Genomic DNA, 21,252 nt, shown 5'->3' with positions numbered 1-21,252 from the left:
GGGGACATGACGACACCTCTCCAGCCTTCCCGCGAGCCCGATTCCGTGGCCGATTCCCTGGCCACATCGCTGCTCGCCGCCGCGCTGCTGCTGCCCGGCGTGCACGCGCAGGCGCAGACGCCGCCCGAACACGGCAGCGTGAGCCTGCGCTATCTCGACTATGCGGACCGCCAGCCCGGCTTCGACCGCGTGCGCGTGCACGCGCCCTCGATCGCCGTGGTGGCACCGATCGCCGGCGACTGGTCGGTTGAAGGCACGCTGACGGCGGACGACGTCTCGGGCGCCACGCCGCGCTACCACACCGCCGTCTCGGGCGCCTCGCGCATGAGCGACTACCGCAAGGCGGGCGATGCCAGCGTCACGCGTTACTTCCGGCGCGGCACGCTGACGGCCGGCGCCGCCTATTCGACGGAGCACGACTACGTGTCGCGCGCGCTGTCGCTGAACGGCACCGTGTCCAGCGAGGATAACAACACCACGTGGGCATTCGGCCTGGCGGGCAGCCGCGACCGCATCGATCCGGTCAACCGCATCGTCGAGCGCGAGCGCAAGCGCACCGTCAGCGTGCTGGCCGGGGTGACGCGGGTGCTGACGCCGAACGACATCGGCCAGCTCACGCTCACGCGCACCAACGGCAGCGGCTACTACAGCGATCCCTATAAACTGTTCGACAACCGGCCGCGCTCGCGGCGGCAGAATACCGTGCTGCTGCGCTGGAACCACTTCCTGGACGGCACCGGCGGCACCAGCCGCCTGAGCTACCGGTACTACAGCGATTCCTTCGACATCCGCGCGCACACGCTGGGCGCCGAGTACGTGCAACCGATCGGCAGCGACTGGACGGTGGTGCCGGAACTGCGGCTGTACACGCAGCGGGCGGCGTCGTTCTACTACGACCCCGTCTACGACAGCGTGCTGGGCGAGCCGCTGCCGCCCGGTTTCGCCGCCAACCCCGGCCGCTTCTCGTCGGCCGACCAGCGCCTGGCCGGCTTTGGCGCCGTGACCGTTGGCCTGAAGGTGGCGCGCAGGATCGGCAAGCTGTGGACCGTCGACTTGAAGGTCGAGGCCTACGAACAGCGCGGCGCCTGGCGCGTGTTCGGCCACGGCAGCCCGGGCCTGGCGCCATATCGCGCCCGCACGATCCAGCTTGGAGTGACACGGCAATGGTAGCGCCGGTCTATCGCTTTCCCTTCCGCGCCATGGCCAGCCCCTGCGAGATCAGGCTGGCTGCGCCGGACGCGCATATCGCCGGGCAGGTGGCGCGCGAGGCCATCGCCGATGTGCAGGGCATCGAGGCGGACTATTCGCGCTACCGTGCCGACAGCATCGTCAGCCGCATCAACGCGGCTGCCGGCCGCGACTTCGTCGAGTGCGACGACGTGGCCTGCCAGCTGCTCGCCTATGCGGATCACCTGTACCGCACGAGCGATGGGCTGTTCGACATCACTTCGGGCGTGCTGCGGCGCGCCTGGGATTTCCGCCAGCCGCGGCTGCCCGATCCGGCGGTGCTGGCGGCCACGCGCGCGCTGGTGGACTGGCCGTCGGTGCGCCGTGTCGGCCGGCACGTGATGCTGCCGCGTGCCGGCATGGAAATCGACTTCGGCGGCTTCGGCAAGGAGTATGCGGCCGATCGCGCCGCCGCGCTGCTGCTGCGCAGGGGGATACGCCACGGCTATGTGAACCTGGGCGGCGACATGCGCTTCCTCGGCCCGCAGCCTGACGGGCAGCCCTGGCAGATCGGCATCCAGGACCCGCGCGATCCGGAAGGCATCGCCGCCAGCATCGCCGTAAGCCAGGGCGCGCTGGCGACGAGTGGCGACTACGAGCGCTACATCGAGGTCGGCGGGCGGCGCTATTGCCACATCCTGAACCCGCGCACGGGGATGCCGGTGTCACACTGGCGGTCCGTCAGCGTGCTCGCGCCGCTGGCCGTGCTGGCCGGCAGCGTGTCCACGATCGCCATGCTGAAGGAGGAGGGCGCCTTGCCCTTCCTGGCCGCCAGCGGCGCGAGCTGGTTCGCGATCGACGGCGCGGGAGCAACCTATCACCACAAGGTATCGGGAGAATATGCATGAAGCACTTGTCACGATGGCTGATGCTGGCGCTCCTGCTGCTGTGCGGCGCCTGGCGTGCGGCGACCGGCGCCGACACGTTCCTGCCGCCGGAGCAGGCATTCCGGCTCGGCGCGGAACTGCGCGCCGACCGCACCGTGCGGCTCACGTGGATCATCGCGCCGGGCTACCACCTGTACCGCGACCGTCTCGTCTTCGACAGCGAACACACGGGGCAGCCGATCCTCCCGAACGGGCAGCGCAAGTTCGACAGCAACTTCAACAAGGTGATGGAAACCTACGGCGGCCGCCTGGTGGCGGACCTGCCCTTGCGCGCGGCGCAGGCGCCATTCACGCTGCGCATCGGCTACCAGGGTTGCGCGGACAAGGGCCTGTGCTACCAGCCGGCGGAGGCGGCGTTCCGCGTCGACCCGGCGGCGCCGGGCGCATTGGCTCCCGTGGACCCTGCCCCGGCCCCCGCCATCGCGGGGGCCACCCCGGCCGATGCAGTCCAAGCCCGCGTTGTGCAAGCCTCCGCGGCGCCGGAAGACGACAGTTCGCTCGCCCAGCGCACGCTGCAAAGCGGCAGCGCGTGGCGCATCGGCCTGGCCTTCCTGGCGTTCGGCCTGCTGCTCTCGTTCACGCCCTGCGTGCTGCCGATGGTGCCCATCCTTTCATCGATCATCGTCGGCGGCGGCGATGCGGCCGGCGGCCGCATCTCGCGCGGCAGGGGATTTTCCCTGGCGCTGGCCTACAGCCTGGGCATGGCGGCCGTGTACACGGCGCTCGGCGTGGCGGCGGGCCTGGCCGGCGAAGGGCTGGCGGGCGCCTTGCAGAAGCCCTGGGTGCTGCTGCTCTTCGGCGGCCTGCTCGTGGCGCTGGCGCTATCCATGTTCGACGTGTACCAGTTGCAGCTGCCAGCGGCCTTGCAGAGCCGCTTCAGCGAGACCAGCAACCGCTTCCGGGGCGGGCGCTATGCCGGGGTGTTCGCCATGGGCGCGGTGTCGGCCCTCATCGTCGGCCCGTGCGTGGCCGGGCCGCTGGCCGGTGCGCTGCTGTACATCAGCCAGACGCGCGACGTATGGACAGGCGGCTGGGCGCTGTTCTCGATGGCCGCCGGCATGAGCGTGCCGCTGCTGCTCACCGGCCTCTCCGCCGGCAGCCTGCTGCCGCGCGCGGGCCCGTGGATGAACGCCGTCAAGCGGGTGTTCGGGCTGCTGCTGATCGCGGTGGCGATCTGGATGGTGTCGCCGGTGTTCCCGGTCACGGTCGCCATGGCGCTGTGGGGCGCCTTCGCCGTGCTGTGCGCCGTTTTCCTGCGCGTGTTCGAGCCGGTAGCCGCGGGCGCCGGCTTGCGCAGCTACCTGGGCCGCACGCTGGGGCTGGTGCTGTTCACGCTGGGACTGTTCGAGCTGCTGGGCGCCGCCAGCGCGGGACGGGACGTGCTGCAGCCGCTGGCCCACCTGCGCGGCGGGCCCGTCGCGGCAGTGGCGGCCGAGACGGGCGAGGACCAGCGCTTCCAGCGCATCCGCAGCGTGGCGGAACTGGAAGAGGTGCTGGCGGCGAATCCCGGCCCGGTGATGCTGGACTTCTATGCCGACTGGTGCGTCTCCTGCAAGGAGATGGAACGCTTTACCTTTTCGGCGCCGCAGGTCGCCGCGCGGATGCGGCAGGTGCGCCTGCTGCAGGTGGACGTGACGGCCAACAGCCAGGAGGACCGCGCCCTGATGAAGCGCTTCGGCCTGTTCGGACCGCCCGGCATCATCCTGTTCAGGGAAGGCAAGGAAGTGCCGCGGGGGCGCGTGATCGGCTTCATGGAGGCGGAGGCGTTCGCGCGGCACCTGGCGCGGCACTTTGCCTCGTAACGGCGACCCTGCCGCCTATTCCCAGGCCCGCGCCGCCGAGCGGTAGCCGGTCCAGGTAAAACCGATTCCGGCCGACAGCCCGCTGTTCTTGCGGAACAATGGGCTGTCGCGGTTCGCCGAGTGGCTGAGATTCTCATAGCGGGTGAATCCGAAGACGCGCCAGTCGGCATTGATGCGCCGCGACAGGCTCAGGCCGAAGCGCGTCATCATCAGGCCGCCATCGGCCTGGTACACCGGCCGGGTGGCGGTGGCGTATTGCGGCGCCACGCCGTAGAAGTAATCGTTCAGGCGGGCATTGCCGAACACGGCACCTGCGCTCGCATCGGCCTGCCACTTGCCCGTGCCGTCGCCGATCTCGTAGACCACGCGCGGTTCGAACACGAGGCCCTGGCGCGCGAAGCCGTTGCCCAGTTCGAGGGGCACGCGCAGCGGCAATTCCAGCCTGGCGCGGCTGGTGGCGGTGGGCTCGGCCAGCAGCACCTTCAGGCGCGGCCCGAATTCGAGCAGCGAATGCAGGTCCGGCATGCCTTCGCGCGCGGCCACGTCGTCGGAGCGGGCCGGCAGCGACAGGGCGAAGCCCAGGTCCAGCTCCACCCGGTCGCTGTTGATCAGGCGCGCCGCGATGCCGGAGCGGTCGGCGCGCACGATCTTGCCGCGATAGATCACCATCGGCAGCACGAGGGCGCGGGTGGAACGGTCGTCCGAACCCGGATAGGCGGGGGTGGTGGCGGCGCCACCGAACAGGCCAAGTTCCCACAGCGGCAGGTTGGGCGCCGGTTCCGGCGCCTTCAGCTGGGCAGTAGCCGGTACCGTCGTGGCCAGCAGGGCGATGCAGGTCCACCTGCGCGGGTTCGTCAGTGCGCTCATGGGTGCGGGAAGGGGATGGCGAAGCATGATCCTCTCTTTCGGTACGGGGCATGGTAAGTCTTGCAACCTTACCACGGCCTTCGCCCATCCCCCAAGGCTTGCTCGACGTCAGTCGTTCCCGTGCTGCACGAACACCGCCGTGGTGCGCGCGGGGATCGTGAACGCACCCGTGCCTGCGTCATAGGCCGAGGACTTCACGACCGGATCGCTGCCCGCGCGCTGGATCGGGTGCAGTTGCAGCCTGCGGCCGCGCAGTTCCGGGATGGTGACGGTGTTGGCCTTCCTGTCCACGTTGAACACCGCGATTACCGCCTTGTACTTCGCGCCGGGGTACTTGCTCGGTTCCGTTCCCGAAATGCTCATGGCGACCACGCCCGGCACCTGGGCGGGTCCCGTGTTGTGGAACTTCAGGCGGTCGATCACGTCCTGTGCGGTGCGCAGGCGGAACAGCGTGCTGTCCTGGCGGATCGCCAGCAGTTCCTCGAAGCCGGCCTTCGCCGCCAGGATCGCGCGGCGGTCCGGGTTGACCAGCGGGTTGGCCAGCACCGGCGCCATGATGGGCCAGCTTTCCTCGTTCTTCTCCGCCAGCGGCAGGCCGACGCCGAAGTTGTTCGACGCGTAGCCGTAGTCGAGCCGGTTGAACCAGTCGCCCGCGTTGTAGCTGTCGCGGTCCAGCGACTTCGAACGCAGGATCTCCTGACCGGCGTGGAAGAACGGGATGCCTTGCGCCAGCACGTTGATGGCGGTGCCCAGCGTCTGCGCGCGCACGCGGTCGGCCAGCGTGGTGCCTTGCGGGAGCTTCAGCGCGTTGACGTCGAACAGCGTCTGGTTGTCGTGCGCCTCGATGTAGTTGATGGTCTCCGCCGGCTGGCCGGCGAAGCCCGCCTGCTGGCCGAAGTAGTCGATCTCGGCGTTGCTGCGCACGTTGCCGAAACGGTCGGTGAAGCGATAGTCGCGCAGCGTGCCGGAAAGAGCGACGCGCACCAGGTCGGCCAGGCGCAGCGCGTCGTCGCGCGTCTGGCTGGACTTGCCGTTCGGATCGAACCACACGCCGTTGGCGAAGCCCTGCTGGTCCACCAGCGCGCCGCCGGTATCGCAGCAGCCGCCGCCGCGCACCGTGTCGCGGATGCGGTCGTTGAAGGAGCCGATGCCGGTGCCGGCCATATTCGCCTGGCGCGCCTGCACGAAGCGGGCGTCATTGCCCACCGCGCCGAAGTTCCATGCCTCGCCGTACAGGTAGATGTGGCGGCCCGCCGCCGCGTTGGCGGCGGCCTGCACGCGCTTCATCAGGTCGAGCGGCGTGAAGCCCATGATGTCGAAGCGGAAGCTGTCTATCTTGTACTGCTCCGTCCACAGCGCCACGGAATCGATCATCAGCTTGGCCATCATGGCGTTTTCCTGGGCCGTGTCGGCGCAGCAGCTGTCGTTCAGGATGTTGCCTTCGGCGCCCAGGCGGTAGTAATACGCGGGCACGATGCGGTCCAGCACCGACAGCGGCCCTTGCTGCGACTGGCTGGTGTGGTTGTACACCACGTCCAGCGTCACGCGCAGCCCCGCTTCGTGCAGCGACTGCACCATGGCGCGGAATTCGCGCACGCGCACCGCGCCGTCCGTCGCGTCGGTGGCGTAACTGCCTTCCGGCGTGTTGTAGTGCACCGGGTCGTAGCCCCAGTTGAAGCAGTCGCTGTCGCGGGTGCCGGCTACCGCTGCCTGCTGGGTGGTGCCATCGGCAGCGCCGTTCGGAATGGCGGGGGTCACGCAGGCCAATTCGTCGACGCTGGAAAAGTCATAGCTGGGCAGCAGGTGCACGTGCGTCATGCCGGCCTTCTGCAGCGACTTCAGGTGGCGCATCGGCGCGCTCTCGGTGTGCGTGAAGGCCAGGTACTTGCCGCGGTGGGCGGCGGGCACCGTGTCGTCCGACGCGGAAAAGTCGCGGATGTGCAGTTCGTACAGGGCGATGTCGGTGGGCGCGGCCAGGTGTGGAATGCGCTGGTCGTCCCAGCCGGCCGGCTTCAGTTGCGCGCTGTCCAGGTTGGCGATGAAGCTGCGCTTGCTGTTGGCGGAAACGCTCGGCGAATACGGGTCGGTGACCGTGTTCGTCACCACCTTGTTGTTCGCCCAGCGCGACAGGACCTGCACCGTGTAGGTGTAGTAGGAACGATTGGTCCACTCGGCGCTCGGCGCCGTGTACGACCACACGCCGCTGGCGGGATCGCGCACCATCGGCGCGGACTTGCCCTTGGCCGCGTTGGCGTCGCGGTAGATGTCCAGGTTCACGGCCTTCGCCGTCGGCGCCCAGACGCGGAAGGTGGGTACGCCCTGGCGGTCGAAGGTCACGCCGAGTTGCGCCTGGCTGGCGCGGGCGGCGAAGACGTCGTCGAGCATGCCGGCCTGTTGCAGCGAAGTGACCTGCACCAGCGTGCCGTCGGCATTGAACTGGGCGATGGCGAATTGGGCGCTGGCGAGGCTCGCCGCCCTGGCGGCGTCGGCACCCGAGAGCCGCAGCCCCGTGGCGCCGGCGAGGTGGGGGAACTTCTGGCGCAGCGCATCGGGCAGGGCGGCCGCTTGCAGTGCGAAGCTGCCGTCGGCGCCGGCCAGGCCGGTGGCCGCGTCGGCCGCCGGCGCCAGCCCGCCATTGTTCGCGTAGTACAGCTTGTAGGTGGCGCCGGCCGGCGCGCCGGGCCAGGCCAGCGCGGTGGCCGACAGCCAGTGCGCCTTGGCATTGCCCAGGTTCCCGAAGGTGAGGGCCGGTTCCTGGGCGTACACGGTGCAGTCGCCTTCCAGCATCCACACTTCCTGGCCATTGGCCATCACGTCGGCCGCCAGGTCGGCGCGCTGGTCGGCGCCGCAATTCTTGGTGCCGCTGCCGTCGGTGACGAGGAAACTGATGGCGCTCTTGCCGGCCGCGAGCGGAATGTCCACGTAGCCGCCGAACGCGTCGCGCCCCGTAAACATGAAGCGGTCCGTGATCCACGCCTGGCTGGGCTGTTGTGGGCCATCCCACGAATACACGCCCCAATTGGTTTCGTCGCCCTGGATGCGGCGGAAATGCATGCGGATATTGCCGGGGGCGACCGGGGTGGCGGCCGCAGCCGCGGATTTGATTGCGCCGGACAGCCGCACCGGTGCGAGGGAGGCCTGCTGCTGCTGCTGGCCCGTTTCGCCTTCGCCGCTGCCGCCGCAGGCTGCCAAGGTGGTGGCCAGGATCAGTCCCACGCCAAGCCGTGAAACCAAACTACTTTCTGTATTCATGGTGTCTCCACGTAGTTTTTATACTTTCCCGCGTGAATCGCGCACCGTGCGCGGGTCCGCGAGCGTGGCTGTAATAATACTACTCGCACGAGCTTGTATGTATGACATCCGATGAGCGTTGTTTTATTTTCACTACAAACGTTTCCTGAAACCGGGGTCGGACTCCAATCCCAGGAAGTCTTTCTCAAAATCGGGGTCAGACCCCGGTTTGAAGAAACATTGCTCGAACGGGGTCCGCTCCGGTTGGAAAAATAGTCCGCGCGTTACGCGCCAAAAAAAGCGCCGGCGCGCCGGGAGACCGGTGCGCCGGCGCTACATTGGCCGGCTGGCGGCCGGCGGTGCCGGCCACTCGAGGGATAACGTCAGGCGTTCTTGCCGCTGCGCGCCGCCGGTTCCTGCGCGGCTTGGGCGGCGTGGCCACCCTGCACATTGCCCTTGAACTGGGCGCCGGCATCCTGGCCGTTGCCGGCCGATTGCATGGTGCCCTGATAGCTGCCGCCGTTGCCGCGGAATGCGCCGGAGATTTCGAACGGATCGCGGAAGTTTTTCAGGGCCTCTTCCTGGTGGCGCACATTGCGGTCGGTTTCCTCGGCCGCGGCGCGGGCGACCTGATCGGCCAGCTCACGTGCGGTGCGCGAGGTTTCCTGCACGTGCTGCTCGGCGACGCGCGCGAAATCCACTTGCGCGTCGGCGGCAACGCGCGAGATGTGCTGCTGGTAGGCACGGAGCTTTTCGGTTGCTGGTTGGGCGCGCTGTGCGGCCACAGCGATCAGGTCATTGGGGCGATCGGTCGACAGGATCTGGTGGCCGGCGATCGTGCTTTCCTCGAGCAAGGTCTGGCTCAGCTGGATATTCAGCTGGCACAGGTTCTGGAAGGAACGCGACAGCGACTTCGACATATCGTTCAGGAAGGCGGCCTGGGCATTCAGGTGAGAGCGCACTGCGGGGGTGACGGCGGGGGAAAACGGGAACATGGCATACCTCGTAAAAGTGATGGGTCAATGAGATGGATCACATGCGAGAGCACGTCGGACGCCGACCGGCATCCGACGGGCCAAAGAGAGACAGCCTGTTGTGGCCGTCCCGGCGGGCCTCCGTTCAGCCCGCGAGTCCATACGGTAGAAGCCTTTTGTGACAGGCGTTTGACACGCGGTGCGCGCGGCCGGTCTGTCGGGACCGGTACAATTGCCGACGCGCGAATCCGCGGCAGCCGCGCGCCCGCTTCGCTACGATCCTGTCCACTTGAAAGTCACTCAAAGGAGAATCCGATGTCTGAACAAAACAAGGCGGTATTACGGCAAGCGAATGCGGCGGTCGCCGCCGGGGATAACGAAGGCTTCCTGTCCTTCTGTGCGGACGACATCGTGTGGTCCACGGTCGGTGGCGAAACCCTGCGCGGCAAGGAGGCCGTGCGCGCGTGGATGGTGAAGGGGTATGCGGAGCCGCCGAAGTTCAACGTGCGCGAGCTGGTCGCGGAGGGAAACATGGTCGTTGCGATTGGCGAGATCGAGAGCAGGGACGGGGAGGGCAGGCCCGTGCCGAACGCCTACTGCGATGTCTGGCGCTTTCGCGATGGGAAGATGGTGGAGCTGAGGGCGTTTGTCGTCGAGACGGGTGGTGCGCCAGAGGCATGAGGCCTGCGCTTGCAGCGCCGCGTCAATGACCCGATATCGACGCGGCGTGCGGCACGCGACCGCACAGGAAATCCGGCGCGATTGCTGAGTTGCTATTTCGCCAAACGGCTGGCTGGCGTGTTGTGAAATGCGGCAGCCGGCGTAAGCTGAAGGCATGGGCCGTACGGTGAGGGCCGCGGGGAACCGGGGCAGCCAGCCGAACAGGAAGCGGCACACCATCATGGAGGTCGACATGGCTGCCTACCCAAAGATTCCCAAGCTCGTACCGCGCGACTTCTCCCGTACGCGCGATGGCTTCGAACGCTTCATGATGCCGTACCTGCGCCGCGTGTGGCTTGCCGACTATCGCGCCCGAACGCCGGACCATGAGATCGTGCAGATCGACCTGTCCGGCTATTCCTATCTGTTCGACATTGTCCACGCGCGCCTGATCGCCGCATGGGTCGTGAGCAATGGGCCCGTCGCGCACAAACGGGACAGCTCACGGATGAAAGGTCACCCGCTCACGTCGAAGGCCGGCTATCACCGGGGCCACGTCATTCCGCACCAATTGGGCGGCCTGTGCGACATCAACCTGGTCGACCAGCGCGGCGCGCTGAACGTCGGCGAGTTCCGGCGCCTGGAGCGGCTGGCCGTGGCGTCGCCGGGCTCCCTCTACTTCACCTACTGGCAGTACGGCTCGCCCAGGGACCAGATACCGGCATTCGTCGACCAGGGGCTGCTCGTTCCCGGGCTGGCCGCCGATATCGTCACGCACAGGAATTGATCGGACGGCGCGCACCCCGACTCGCGCATCGAGGTTGACCCGTACGGGCCTGTCACCGCAATTCGAACAGATAATCCCCGCCCGCCTGGTGCCCCGCCGCCGTCACCGAACCATACTTCGGCGTTTGCGGGAATTCCTTCTTCACGCCCGCCTGCACATCGTTGAACAAGGTACTGCCGGGCTTCCAGGCCGACACCGAGCGCATCGCTTCCATCAGGTTCCAGGCGAAGATCGAGTGGCCGGCCTTGCCTTCGTCGGCCACCGGTTCGTCGCCGCCCGACGAGATCACCACGACCGAGCGCTTGGACAGCACGCCTTCGGGCGTGACGTCGCGGCCCACGGCGTCCATGCCGTCGCGCGCGAAGGCGCCGGAATAACAGCTGTCCGAGATCAGCACCATCTGGCTGGAGCGGATGCCCGACAGCAGCTTCGCCACGTCGTTGTTCGATATCCAGCGGCTGGGGTCGCTGGAGGCCGCGTCGGCCGGCAGCCAGTAGCCGGTGCCGTTCTTCTCCAGCGAGAAGCCGTGGCCGGCGTAGTAGATCACCACGCTGTCGGTACTGTTGATCTCGACCTGCAGTGCATTGAGGGTGCGGATGATGTCGGCCTTGCTCGGGTTGCGCACCACGCGCACTTCGTAGCCCAGCTTGTCGGCCAGCAGGGCCGATACCGCGTCCACGTCCGGCAAGGCGTTTTCCAGCCGCGGAATGGTCTTGTCGGCGTATTCGTTGATGCCGAACAGCACGGCGATCTTGCGTTCGATCTGCGGCACGTGCGCCGTCGCGGCGCGCTTCGCCGGCGCGAGTGCCGCCGACGGGTCCGCCGACCCGCCCGACGTCTCCACTTTCGCGCCCAGTGCAGCCAGCGCGGCCAGCCGTGTATCGGGCGTCATGCGTTCGAGCTGGTTCGGCGGGATGCGGCACGCGCCGGTGCCCGCCTCGAGGACGGTGGTGCAGGCGCGCACGTCGGCCAGGCTCGGGTCCAGCTCGAGCTTGTAGATCGCATCGGCGAACAGCTTGCGCTTGAAGTCGCGGCGCTGTTCGATCATCCGTGCCAGCTCGTTCTGCGACATCCCACCGATATTGACGGCGCCGTAGGTCCGGCCGGCGCCGGGGCCGGACATGTCCAGCACGCCGCTGCCGATGCGGGGCGGATCCATCGCCGGCAGTGCGGTCTGCACCGCCGATGCAATGGCTGCGACGCTCGATTCACGCGCCCGCTGCGGCGGCGCGGCGGGGGCGTTCCCTGGCGTCAGCTGCAGCGCCACCTCGTTGCCGGGCGCCTGGACCAGCACATAGTTCAGGGCGGACAGGCCCGAACCGATGACCGGGTACAGCCCCGGGCTCGCCGAGGTGGACGAGGTCTGCCACACCAGCACGCCGGTGGTGGCGGAGGCGAGGGTATCGGCACCCTTGAAGCCGGTCACCGTGCCCGTGAGGCCGTCGATCGGCGTGCCGGCGTCGCGCTGCGCCGGGGTGGCCGTGTAGAACAGGGTGGCCGGCGTGATGGTGCCCACGGCACCGGTGGCGGTTGCCGTGATCGTGTTGCTGGCGCTGGTGAGGTTGATGTCGCCAACCCGGTAGTTGAAGGCATCCGCTCCCGTGATCTGGAAGACGCCGGTGGCGGTGACGGTCTTGCCCTGGCCCACATTGGGCGTATCGAAATTACCCTGCACGGGGCCGCCGACGCTGACGGCATCGCCCTGGATGACGCCATCGAGTACGAACTGGCCGGCGCCAAGGCTGGCGGCCGTGGTGGCGTCGTACTCCCTGGCGACCTGGCCGGCGATGGCGATCGTCACGGGCCGGGGCGCGATGGTGGCGCGCGTGGTGGTGCCGCCTTCCAGCACGTAATTGGCGGCGTCCGCACCGGTCAAGTTGCCGCCCGCCACGCTGACTGCCTTGCCGGTGCCCACGTTCTTGTCGTCGAACTGGCCGGTCGCGCCGGTGAGCGATACGTCGTCGCCCGACAGCACTTCCGACAGGCTGCCGGACAGGGCTGCGATACGGGTGCCGTCGTAGACCTTGTCGGCCGCCGTGATCCCGCTGGCGCTGATCGCGAGGGGGAAGATGTCGGCAGTGGCGATGCCGCCGCCGATGATCGCGTAGTTATCCTTGTCGGCGCCCGCCAGCGTGCCGCCCGTGATGGTGACGGTCTTGTCGCTTCCCGCGTTCTCGTCGCTGAACTGGCCCACTGCGCCGGCGAGCGTGACATCGTCGCCTTCGACGATGCCCGCGAGCGTGCCCGTCAACGTCGCGGCAGGCGTGGTGTCATATACCTTGTCCTGGGCGAGCAGGCCCGAGAGGGTGATCTGTTTCGCGGTGATATCGGCGACATAGGAATGGGTGGCGTCGTACACCCGCGCGCCGTTCGGGGCACGGACTTCGAAGTAATCGGCCTCGCCCAGATAGCGGACCGGTTTGCCGGTGCCGACGTTCTTGTTGTCGAATTCGCCGAGGGCCACCGGGTTGCCCTCGGGCGCGGTTGCCGTGAACCCCGTCGGGGCGTTGTGCGACACGGCATTGGTGAATGCGGCCCTGGTTGTGCCGTCGTACTGGCGCGAGGCATCGACCCGGAACTGGAGGTCGAGCGGCGCCGTCATCAGCACGCCATGGGCACCAGGGACACCGTCGAACCGCGCCGCCGTGTCCTCGGGGACATTGTATTGCACGAATGTGTAGTCGAGGCCGGCCAGTGCCGCCGCGGGGAAGGTCGTCTGGCTGGGGCCGAAATACACCAGCCAGCGGCCCGCGGGTGTTGACAGCTGGCTTCCCGTGTTCTCGAGGCTCTCGGTTCCAATGTAAAGCGCGTCAAACGGTCCCGTTCCGGTCAGTTTGGCGTGATCCAGCCTGGTAGTCCTGGAGCCGATCACTACGCGGTTGGCAAGCACCTGGGTCTGGTTGCTCGGGTTCGAAATGGATGTCGAGTAGCCGGAGAAAAAGACGTCACCATATGAGTCGACATCGAGGTCGGTCGCATCGATAGTGTCGGCGTTAATGCTCATCACTCCTAGAACGCCCTGTTCATACACAGGCCGCAGCCTGACATTGCGCAGTATCGCGCTGCCGTCCCTCGCGTCCGTGCGGGCCCTCAATACCATGGAACCGAACCGGGTTCCCAGCTCTGTAGTCGCCACCTCCATCTTATCGGCCGTCAACACGATCGTGTCGGCGCCGAAGTCGCTTAGCGCTATGTCGATCAGCGGCGCCGTCAGCCTGATGTCAGAGCTTGCGCCCATTTCCGCGCCAACGAGCGCGATGTGCTCCGCGGTGCCCAGGATGGACAGGCCCGATAGTTGGACATCGCGCATTTCAATGGTGGGAGCGGAAAGGTTGATGTCCGCGTCGCTGGCAAGGCGCGAATTGCGCGCATCGAGCGCATCGCCGGTGATCGAAATCCCCGTGGCCGGCAATTCGCCGTCGGACGTGTTGCTCAGCAAGACATTGCCTAGCGCGGCCCGGCCTTCGCCTTCAGCAGTGGTGGCCCGCAACGCGATACCGCCCCCGGCGCCGATATCCACGCCTTGTAGCGTCATGTTCCCGGCGTCGAGCCGGACATTCCCGGTCGCGCGCGCGCTGGTATCCGTCATGTCCAGCTGAACGGCCGCGATATCGATGGCCTCGACTTCCTCCCGGCCGAAGCCGGCGTCCAGGCTGGCAGTGTTCAGCGAGACGATGCCGGCAGCTTCCAGGCCCCTCGACCGGATGCCGATGCTGCCCTCGGTTGCCAGCAATGTCGAGCGATCGACCGTCACGGCATCGGCGAGTATCCCCACGTCGCCGCCGGTCACGCTGCTGTTGCCGACGATATCGACGCGATTGGCCTCCAGGCCGACGGGGCCGCCCCGCGCATCGAGCGTGGCGTTATCGAGCCGGATGCCGTCGCCCGTGCGGTTGCCCAGGTTCGCCGCGGTGAGGCGGATTTCGCCGCCCAGCGTGGCGATCCCCGAGCCCGGGTTCAACACGATGCGGCCGCCGTTGTTGCCATCGCGGTCGGCGGTGAGCGTCACCGGCATCGGCACGGAGCTGGAGCCGATGCGGACGTTCGGCCCCAGGATGATATCGTTGTGTGCCTCGAGCGTCAGCCCCATGCCGTGCCCATCCGCGGACACTTCGATGCTGGATTCCACAGTGATATTGCCTTGCTGCGTGGTGTTGTCGCCGCCCCCGGTGCGGACCACGACGTTGTTCTGCTGCTGGAGCCAATTTCTGATTTGCTCGACGAGGATGTAGGAATCGTCGCGGAACGACGTGAAGGTTATGTCGAGCGAATCGTCGAACTCGTAGCCGCCGGGCGAGCAGCAGTTGCCGATCGTGATATCCCCCGGATCGAGCAGCCACGTCCCTGCCTTGCCGCCATGCGACCGGACATCGATGCCTTTCGGCCGCGCATCCAGGTAGCGTCCCGAAGTCTCCACCAGCCCGCCGTCGCCGCCGCCAGGCCCGCCGTGCGCTTCCAGCGTGCCGAAGGCGCGCGTGGCGCGGTCGCCCCACAGGATCACCTTGCCGCCATCGCCGCGCGCCGTGGCGTTGGCCCGAAGGGCCGCGTCCGGCCCCAGATAGCTCGCCTCGGCATTGCGCACGGCTGGATTGCTGCCCTGGTAATCGCCGCCGACCAGGATGTCGTCGGCGCCCGTGGCGCCGGACACATCGACCTGCGCCGCGCCGTGCACACCCACGTGCTTGCCCAGCAGGTGGATACTGCCCCCGCTGCCGGCGGCGCTGGTGGCCGCCACGTCGCCCTGCACCAGCGTGGCGCCATCGACCGATTCGGCCAGCACCTTGCCACCCGATCCTGCGCCGGCTGCGCTGGCGCTGGTCATGCTGCCGGCCGCCAGCCGCACGTCGCCCTGCGCCTTCATCACGATGCGGCCGGCCGGGTCGGTGCCGATGCTGTCGGCGCGCACGATGCCCTGCTGGTTGACGATCCCGCCATGCACGTCGATTCTGCCGCTGCCCGGCGCCAGCAGGGTGCCCAGGTTCACGGCCTCGTTTTCCGGCGCGGTGATGCGCACCGTCACGTTGGGCATGCCCGAATCGACGAGCTCGATGCTCTTGCCGGCGGCCAGCACGATCTGGCCGCCAGGGCTATGGATCAGGCCTTCGTTGCGCACCGAGTCGCCCATCAGCCACACGCGCCCGCCGAAGCTGGTGTGGATCTCGCCCTGGTTCAGCACCTGGCCGCCGGGCAGGCCGGCGCCATCGAAGCGGAAGCGGCCGGCGCGGAAATCGTCGTTCGAGATGGGCAGCGTGGTGGCGACCAGGCCCGCGACATCGATGCGGGCATTGCTGCCGAACAGCACGCCGTGCGGATTGACGAGCCATACGCCGCCGTTCGACGACAGGGTGCCCAGGATCGCCGATGGATCGTTGCCGACCACGCGGTTCAACACCTGGCTGGCGGCGCTTTGCTGGGCGAAATGCACGCCGTTGCGCGCCCCCACGGAGAACGACTGCCAGTCCAGCACCGTGCCGGGGCTGTTGGTGACCGTCATGCGCGCGCCATCGGTGGCGATGACGGCGCTGCCGTGCGCCACGGCGCCGCCGGTGGGCAGTTGGGCCCAGGCGGCAGTGCCGAATGCGGCGGCGACGGCGGTCGCGATGGCGCGCCTTGCCAGGCCGGCAGGCCGGCCCCCGGCCGCGATGGAATCGATCGGCTGCTTCATGTTGTGTCCCCCGTGAAACCGGCGGGCGCCGACGAACGGCGGCAGGCCCGTCAAAAAATCAGGTTGAGCGCAATGTGCGCGCGGACATCGCCCGGCGATGTGTTCACGCCGCGTTCCAGGGCCCGGCCGATATCGAGGCTGGCACTGGCTTTGCGGCCCAGGCTGAAGCGGGCGCCGATGCCCACGGCCGTGAGCTTGCACGACGTTTCATCGGGCCCGCGGCAGGGCAGGTCCTTGTGGTTCACGATACGGCCGTGGTCCACGAACAGGTAGGGCCGCACGCGGATATCGTGCGGCAGCTCAAGTGCCGGCCGCGATGCTTCAATGCGGACGAGGAAACCCATGTCCCCGGCCATCTCCCGCTCGGCATAGCCGCGCACGCTGTTGGCGCCGCCGATACCGAAGCGTTCGCCGGCGATCAGCGCGTGCGGGCTGTATTGCAGGTCGAGGCGGCCGTTGAGCGAGAAGCGCCCTTGCCAGGCGCGGTCGACGAAGCCGGCCGCCCGTGCGATTGCATAGCTGCGCCGCCCGCCCGGGCGCGCCGCCTCGAACGTGCGGCGCCCACTGCCGCCGGCATTGACCGACAGCCCGGCGCTGACGCCGTAGGCCAGCTGCGGGCCCTGTTTCTGGCCCGTGTACGCCACGCTGACGGGCACCGTGGTCACGTCCACCGCGACGGCGCCGCATCCTGCGGCGCCCCACTCGCCGAGCGAGCAGTCGTCCTCGTAGTCGCGCCAGTCCAGGCCGAGCGTCACGTGATGGTCGTATTCGCCGATGCGGTCGAGATTGCGGTTCACGCGCAGGCCGGCCACGGTACCGCGGCCCGTGAACGACAGCGGCCCGGCCGTCGTGCTCGTGGTGCCGTTGCTGACGCTGGAATGGGCCACGAAGGCGTCGAGCGACAGCGCGTGCGCATACAGCGGCACGCGGTAGCCGGCGCTGAATATCTTCACGCGGCCCGGATCCTCGGGCGAGGTCTGGAACTGCAACGTGCCCACATGGTCGCGGCCGAGCAGGTTCGCGTGCTGGATGCCCACGCTGACGCGGTGCCTGCCGGTGACACGGGTGCCGGTGTTGTTGTAGCCGACCAGGTATTGCAGGGGATCGCTGTCGGTCACGGCGACATCGGCATCGATCTCGCCGGGGCGCTGTCCCGCCGTCAGTGTGACTCTCACGTTCTTCGCGGGATTGTCGTTGCTCAGCTGGATGTCCCGGTCGACCTGGCCCACGCGCGGCGTGGCGCCTTCGCGCAGGCCCGGCAAGCCGGCGCGCACGTTTTGCGTGTCGAAGTAGCGGTTCCCCGTGACGCGCACATTGGCCAGCTTGCCTTCGACCACGCGCACCACGATGTCGCCGGTCGACACATCCTGCTCGGGAAGATAGGCGACCACGCCGCCATAGCCGGCGTCGCGGTACGCATCCTGCACGCGCGCGGCGGCCGCCTCCAGCTCCGCCACCGTGCGTTCGCTTCCGGCCAGGCCGGCGGTGAGCGCGCGCAGCGTGTGCTCCGGCAGCAGCGTGTTGCCCTCCACGCGCACGGCGCGCACCGGTGTCTTGCGCGGCTCCTCGGGCGCGGGGGCCTGGGCGCACGCGGCGCCCATCTGCAGGCCCAACGCGATGCAGCAGGCCGGCAGCGCCGGCGCGGCAAGGCGTGGACGTGCCAGCAGCAGTGCCAGGCGAGACAAGCGGACGACCATGACGTTTCTCCTTAGCTCGTGCCGGTTTCTCCCGGCGGCGGCCACTGCTGCATTGCGCCGGAGCGCCGATCCCACGCGTGCCTTCAATCCGCCGAGCGCTTCAATGAATGGCGCCGCGATGGCCAAACGTTTCCCCCGGCGCATTCAAATATGTTGTGCGCCGAAATAATCCGAAAAAACCGATGCCGGGTCGATGCCGATCGTTTTCTGACCGGGTAACAAAAATATCGGCTGGCGAAACGATTTAAATACGGGCGGCGGCGGTTATGCCGCCCGGTAATTCGTTTACGGAAGAGCTGATAATCTGCCGAGGCCGTCTGCCGTGAAAGCGGTAAAAAACAGTATAGTCGAAATCTCGTATATTCCATCCCGCGTGGTGCCGCCGCAACAGCTTGGGGAATGCTTGCTCCGGCCAATCCACGCGGCTATGATCGAACCGGCATTCAGATAACAATATCCGCGCTTGCGAATTCATTGTCGAGAATCTTTCCGGATTCATCGGGGCCACGCTTTGCCTCTTCCGCATTCCTTGCACAGAGTTCCTACCTTTGGGAGTCCGAAATGAACGGATATACCTTGTTTACCGCCCTCGTGCTGGCGCTGGCGCCGCCCGTATTCGGGCAGGAAAATCCTGCGGCGGGGCAGGGCGCGCCGGTGCTGGATGAAGGGCAGGTCACGGAAAAAGCCCTGGTCGACGCGCTGGCGCCGATCCGCACGCGCAGCATCGTGGTGCGTCGCGACGACGAAGCTGGCGGCCCCGCGGCCAAGCCGGCCAGCGCATCCCTGTTGATCACGTTCGAAACCAATTCCGCCAGGCTCACCGCGGCGGCCCGCCGTTCGCTCGATGTGGTGGGCAAGGCGCTGGGCTCGGAAAGGCTGGCCGCCGCCCGCTTCGCGATCGAAGGGCATGCCGATCCGCGCGGCGTGCCCGAGGCGAACCTGAAACTGTCGCAGGCGCGGGCCGAATCGGTGCGCGACTACCTGGTCGGCAGTGCGCATATCGATGCCGGCCGGCTCGATCCGGTGGGAAAGGGCGACCGCGAACCCATGAACAAGGCGAACCCGGCCGCCGCCGAAAACCGGCGCGTGACGATCGTCAACCTGTCGCGCTGAGTTTCCGGCTGACTTTGCCGCTAATTTTCCCGCTCACTTTCCCACTAACTGTGGCGGCGGGCGCCGTCACTCCACTTCCGTGATCGTGAACGCGGCGGCCCCGTAAGCCTGGGAACAGGCCGCGCCCGGGCAGTCGGCCAGGCCCGCGAACAGCGGAGCCTTGCCGGCATGGGCGCGTTGCAGCCGTGCCGCATGATCGATGGGAAACTCCGCGAAGACGTCCCCCTGGACGAGACCGGCGCCATCGAAGCGGCGCGGCACGTCCGACACCATCACGACCAGGTGATCGGTGCCTGGCGGGCCGCCGGCATCCATGCGCCAGCGGCCCGTGCCGCTGGCCGAGGCCGGCAGTTCCACGGTTTCCCCCGCCGCGATCGCATTGTCGCGGGCGATCGCATTGGGGAACAGCAGCCAGAAATTGTTGCGGTCGCTGCCGACCATGAACACGTAGACATGGCCGGCGTGCGAGGAACGCACCGAGAAGCGCAGCGCATCCTGGCCGATCCTGACCCTGGCCGTGTGTACCTGGACAGCCACGTTGCGGCCGGGGCTGGCACCGGCGACGATGTCGGCCAGCGCGGCGGTTGGCTCGAACGGATGGCTTGCAGGCAGGGCGGCCGGGGCGCGGGAGGGAGCCGTGCTTGCGGCCAACGGCTGGGCGGGCCCGGTCACCGCAGGCGCTGGAGGGGGCACGTCGTGGCCCGACAGCAGGTAGCCGATACCCGCCATGACCAGCGCGACGGCGCCGGCGCCGGCATACATCGGCGCACGCGAACGCGTCGGCACCGCGGTGGCCGGCGCCATCGGAGCCGCGGGCGCGAGCGGCGGTAAGGCTTCCAGGTCCGCGGGCGGCCGCGGCGGCATGACAGGCGGAGCTGCCGGCGGCAAAGGCGCGGGCGCATCGACACGCGGCGGCGGCGGGGCAAGCCCATCGACGGGCGGCGCGATCGACGCGGGCGCGCCGGCCGCGGGCGGCAAGGGCGCGGACCGGCTGGCGGGCGTGACCGCCGGCCACATGACCGTCGCCCCGCTGTCGTCCAGCAGGGCGCGCAGGGCCGCCACGCTTTGCGGGCGCTGTTCCGGTTTCACGGCGAGCGCCTGGTCGATGGCAGCAAGAAATGCCGCACCGTAGCGGCCGGCGTAGCGGCTTGCGAGCGGCACATACGGGTCGGCAACGACGCGGGCCACGGAAGGGGGCGGCGGGCGGCCCTCGATCGCGTAGTGCACCACGGATGCCAGCGCATACAGGTCGGTCCAGGCGCCCTGGTGCATGCCAGGAACCTCGGCATATTGCTCGATCGGCGCATAGCCCTGCTTGAGGATCACCGTGAACGCCTGCGTCAAGCCTTCGATGGCGCGCCGCGCCGCGCCAAAGTCGAGCAGCATGGGCCGCGTGTCGTCCAGCATGAGGATATTGTCGGGGGCGATATCGCGATGGAAACAGCGCTGGGCATGGATCAGCTCCAGCGCGTCCAGGAGCTGCGCCAGCAGCCTTCTCAGCCACGTTTCATCCGGTGGCGCAGTGCGTTCGCGCAACACCTGCTTGAGCGTCCTGCCATGGTAGTAGGGCATCACCATGTAGGCGGTGCCGTTTGCTTCCCAGAACTGGTACACCTTGACGAGCGCCGGGTGGTCGAAGTGGGCCAGCATGCGCGCTTCGTTGATGAAGCTGCGGAGACCAGCCTGGAACATTTCCGCATGCCGCTCCGACGTGACATGCACCCGCTCCTGCGTGCGCGAGGCCAGGGCGGAAGGCATGTATTCCTTCAAGGCAACGTCGCGGTCGAGGAAATTGTCGTGAGCGCGGTAGACGATGCCAAAGCCGCCTACCCCCAGCACCCCGGCAATCTCGAAGTCGCCCAGCCGCGTGCCGTTGGGCAGCACATTGGCGGCATGGTCCGGTTGCCCAGCCGTGGGCGGCGCGGCGCCGGGCGCGCTGATGGCCAGTTCGTTGTGCTCGTCGTCTCGGGGCTGGTTCATGCGCGCAAGGCTCCCGCCAGGCTGCCGGTGGTTATGTCGAGGGCCGCTCCTGCCAGCCGGCGCCTGGTGCCGCATCGCCAAATACGTGCGCAAGCAAGATTAACACGGCGCATTGGACAGGGCATCCATTATTAAGAGGGGATGCTTCAGGAGGGAGAGGGCGCGCAACACGCGTCGAAACTCGGCCGTAATGACCGACCGGGAAATGATTATTAATTGTTGGACATACTTCGCGCCCGCAAATGGCGCCCGCCCGCTCTGGCGACGGCGAGATAGGGATATTTGAACCAGTTATTTTAGTAATAAACGGGTTTGCGGCTGGTGGCGCTATCACCGTCGTTTCAACCGGGGCTCGTCTCATA

At 67.9% G+C, this 21,252-nt stretch carries 12 protein-coding genes; 6 read left to right on the top strand and 6 right to left on the bottom strand.

What is annotated here, in order from left to right; all coding sequences use genetic code 11:
• Positions 1–6 precede the first annotated feature (6 nt).
• The 3 genes from V6Z91_RS26070 to dsbD are packed head-to-tail and all read left to right on the top strand — an operon-like array spanning position 7 to position 3,916.
• Complete coding sequence (locus V6Z91_RS26070; RefSeq protein WP_338763133.1) at positions 7–1,170, top strand: DUF3570 domain-containing protein; 1,164 nt, start codon at positions 7–9, stop codon at positions 1,168–1,170.
• Positions 1,164–2,075, top strand: coding sequence for an FAD:protein FMN transferase (locus tag V6Z91_RS26065; RefSeq protein ID WP_338763130.1), 912 nt, complete (start codon positions 1,164–1,166; stop codon positions 2,073–2,075). The genes V6Z91_RS26070 and V6Z91_RS26065 overlap by 7 nt, the downstream gene beginning before the upstream one ends.
• Complete coding sequence (dsbD, locus tag V6Z91_RS26060) at positions 2,072–3,916, top strand: protein-disulfide reductase DsbD (RefSeq protein ID WP_338763127.1); 1,845 nt, start codon at positions 2,072–2,074, stop codon at positions 3,914–3,916. The genes V6Z91_RS26065 and dsbD overlap by 4 nt, the downstream gene beginning before the upstream one ends.
• A gap of 15 nt (positions 3,917–3,931) precedes the next feature.
• On the opposite strand, the gene V6Z91_RS26055 is transcribed toward dsbD, so the two are convergent.
• The 3 genes from V6Z91_RS26055 to phaP all read right to left on the bottom strand — a co-directional run bounded on the left by V6Z91_RS26055 (position 3,932) and on the right by phaP (position 9,009).
• Positions 3,932–4,810, bottom strand: a complete 879-nt coding sequence (locus tag V6Z91_RS26055) for a MipA/OmpV family protein (protein WP_338763125.1) — start codon at positions 4,808–4,810, stop codon at positions 3,932–3,934.
• A gap of 81 nt (positions 4,811–4,891) precedes the next feature.
• Positions 4,892–8,035: a pullulanase-type alpha-1,6-glucosidase gene (pulA, locus tag V6Z91_RS26050; RefSeq protein ID WP_338763123.1), complete on the bottom strand. Its 3,144-nt coding sequence runs from the start codon at positions 8,033–8,035 to the stop codon at positions 4,892–4,894.
• A 362-nt stretch (positions 8,036–8,397) separates the two neighbouring features.
• Positions 8,398–9,009 (bottom strand): TIGR01841 family phasin, encoded by a 612-nt coding sequence (gene phaP, locus V6Z91_RS26045; protein ID WP_338763121.1) that lies wholly within the window; start codon positions 9,007–9,009, stop codon positions 8,398–8,400.
• 294 nt (positions 9,010–9,303) lie between these two features.
• Here phaP and V6Z91_RS26040 point away from each other — a divergent pair, with 294 nt between their 5' ends.
• Together V6Z91_RS26040 and V6Z91_RS26035 are read left to right on the top strand one after the other, a co-directional pair.
• Positions 9,304–9,669, top strand: coding sequence for a nuclear transport factor 2 family protein (locus V6Z91_RS26040; RefSeq protein ID WP_338763119.1), 366 nt, complete (start codon positions 9,304–9,306; stop codon positions 9,667–9,669).
• 232 nt (positions 9,670–9,901) lie between these two features.
• On the top strand, positions 9,902–10,435 hold the full coding sequence (locus V6Z91_RS26035; RefSeq protein WP_338763117.1) for a hypothetical protein: 534 nt from the start codon (positions 9,902–9,904) through the stop codon (positions 10,433–10,435).
• A 52-nt stretch (positions 10,436–10,487) separates the two neighbouring features.
• On the opposite strand, the gene V6Z91_RS26030 is transcribed toward V6Z91_RS26035, so the two are convergent.
• A complete protein-coding gene (locus V6Z91_RS26030) occupies positions 10,488–16,100 on the bottom strand; it encodes a YDG domain-containing protein (protein WP_338763115.1) in 5,613 nt (1,870 codons plus the stop codon).
• Positions 16,101–16,150: 50 nt separating this feature from the next.
• Positions 16,151–17,797, bottom strand: a complete 1,647-nt coding sequence (locus V6Z91_RS26025) for a ShlB/FhaC/HecB family hemolysin secretion/activation protein (RefSeq protein ID WP_338763113.1) — start codon at positions 17,795–17,797, stop codon at positions 16,151–16,153.
• Between the two features lie 561 nt (positions 17,798–18,358).
• On the opposite strand from V6Z91_RS26025, the gene V6Z91_RS26020 reads away from it, so the two are divergent.
• Positions 18,359–18,910 carry an OmpA family protein gene (locus tag V6Z91_RS26020; protein ID WP_338763111.1) on the top strand — a complete coding sequence of 184 codons (552 nt, stop codon included), beginning with the start codon at positions 18,359–18,361 and terminating at the stop codon, positions 18,908–18,910.
• Positions 18,911–18,976: 66 nt separating this feature from the next.
• On the opposite strand, the gene V6Z91_RS26015 is transcribed toward V6Z91_RS26020, so the two are convergent.
• On the bottom strand, positions 18,977–20,890 hold the full coding sequence (locus tag V6Z91_RS26015; protein ID WP_338763108.1) for a protein kinase: 1,914 nt from the start codon (positions 20,888–20,890) through the stop codon (positions 18,977–18,979).
• Between the last annotated feature and the right edge of the window lie 362 nt (positions 20,891–21,252).

Source organism: Massilia sp. METH4 (assembly GCF_037094685.1).
Classification (GTDB): domain Bacteria; phylum Pseudomonadota; class Gammaproteobacteria; order Burkholderiales; family Burkholderiaceae_D; genus Rugamonas.
Note: the sequence above shows the minus strand (reverse complement) of the source record. Positions and strands in the feature narration are given on the sequence as shown.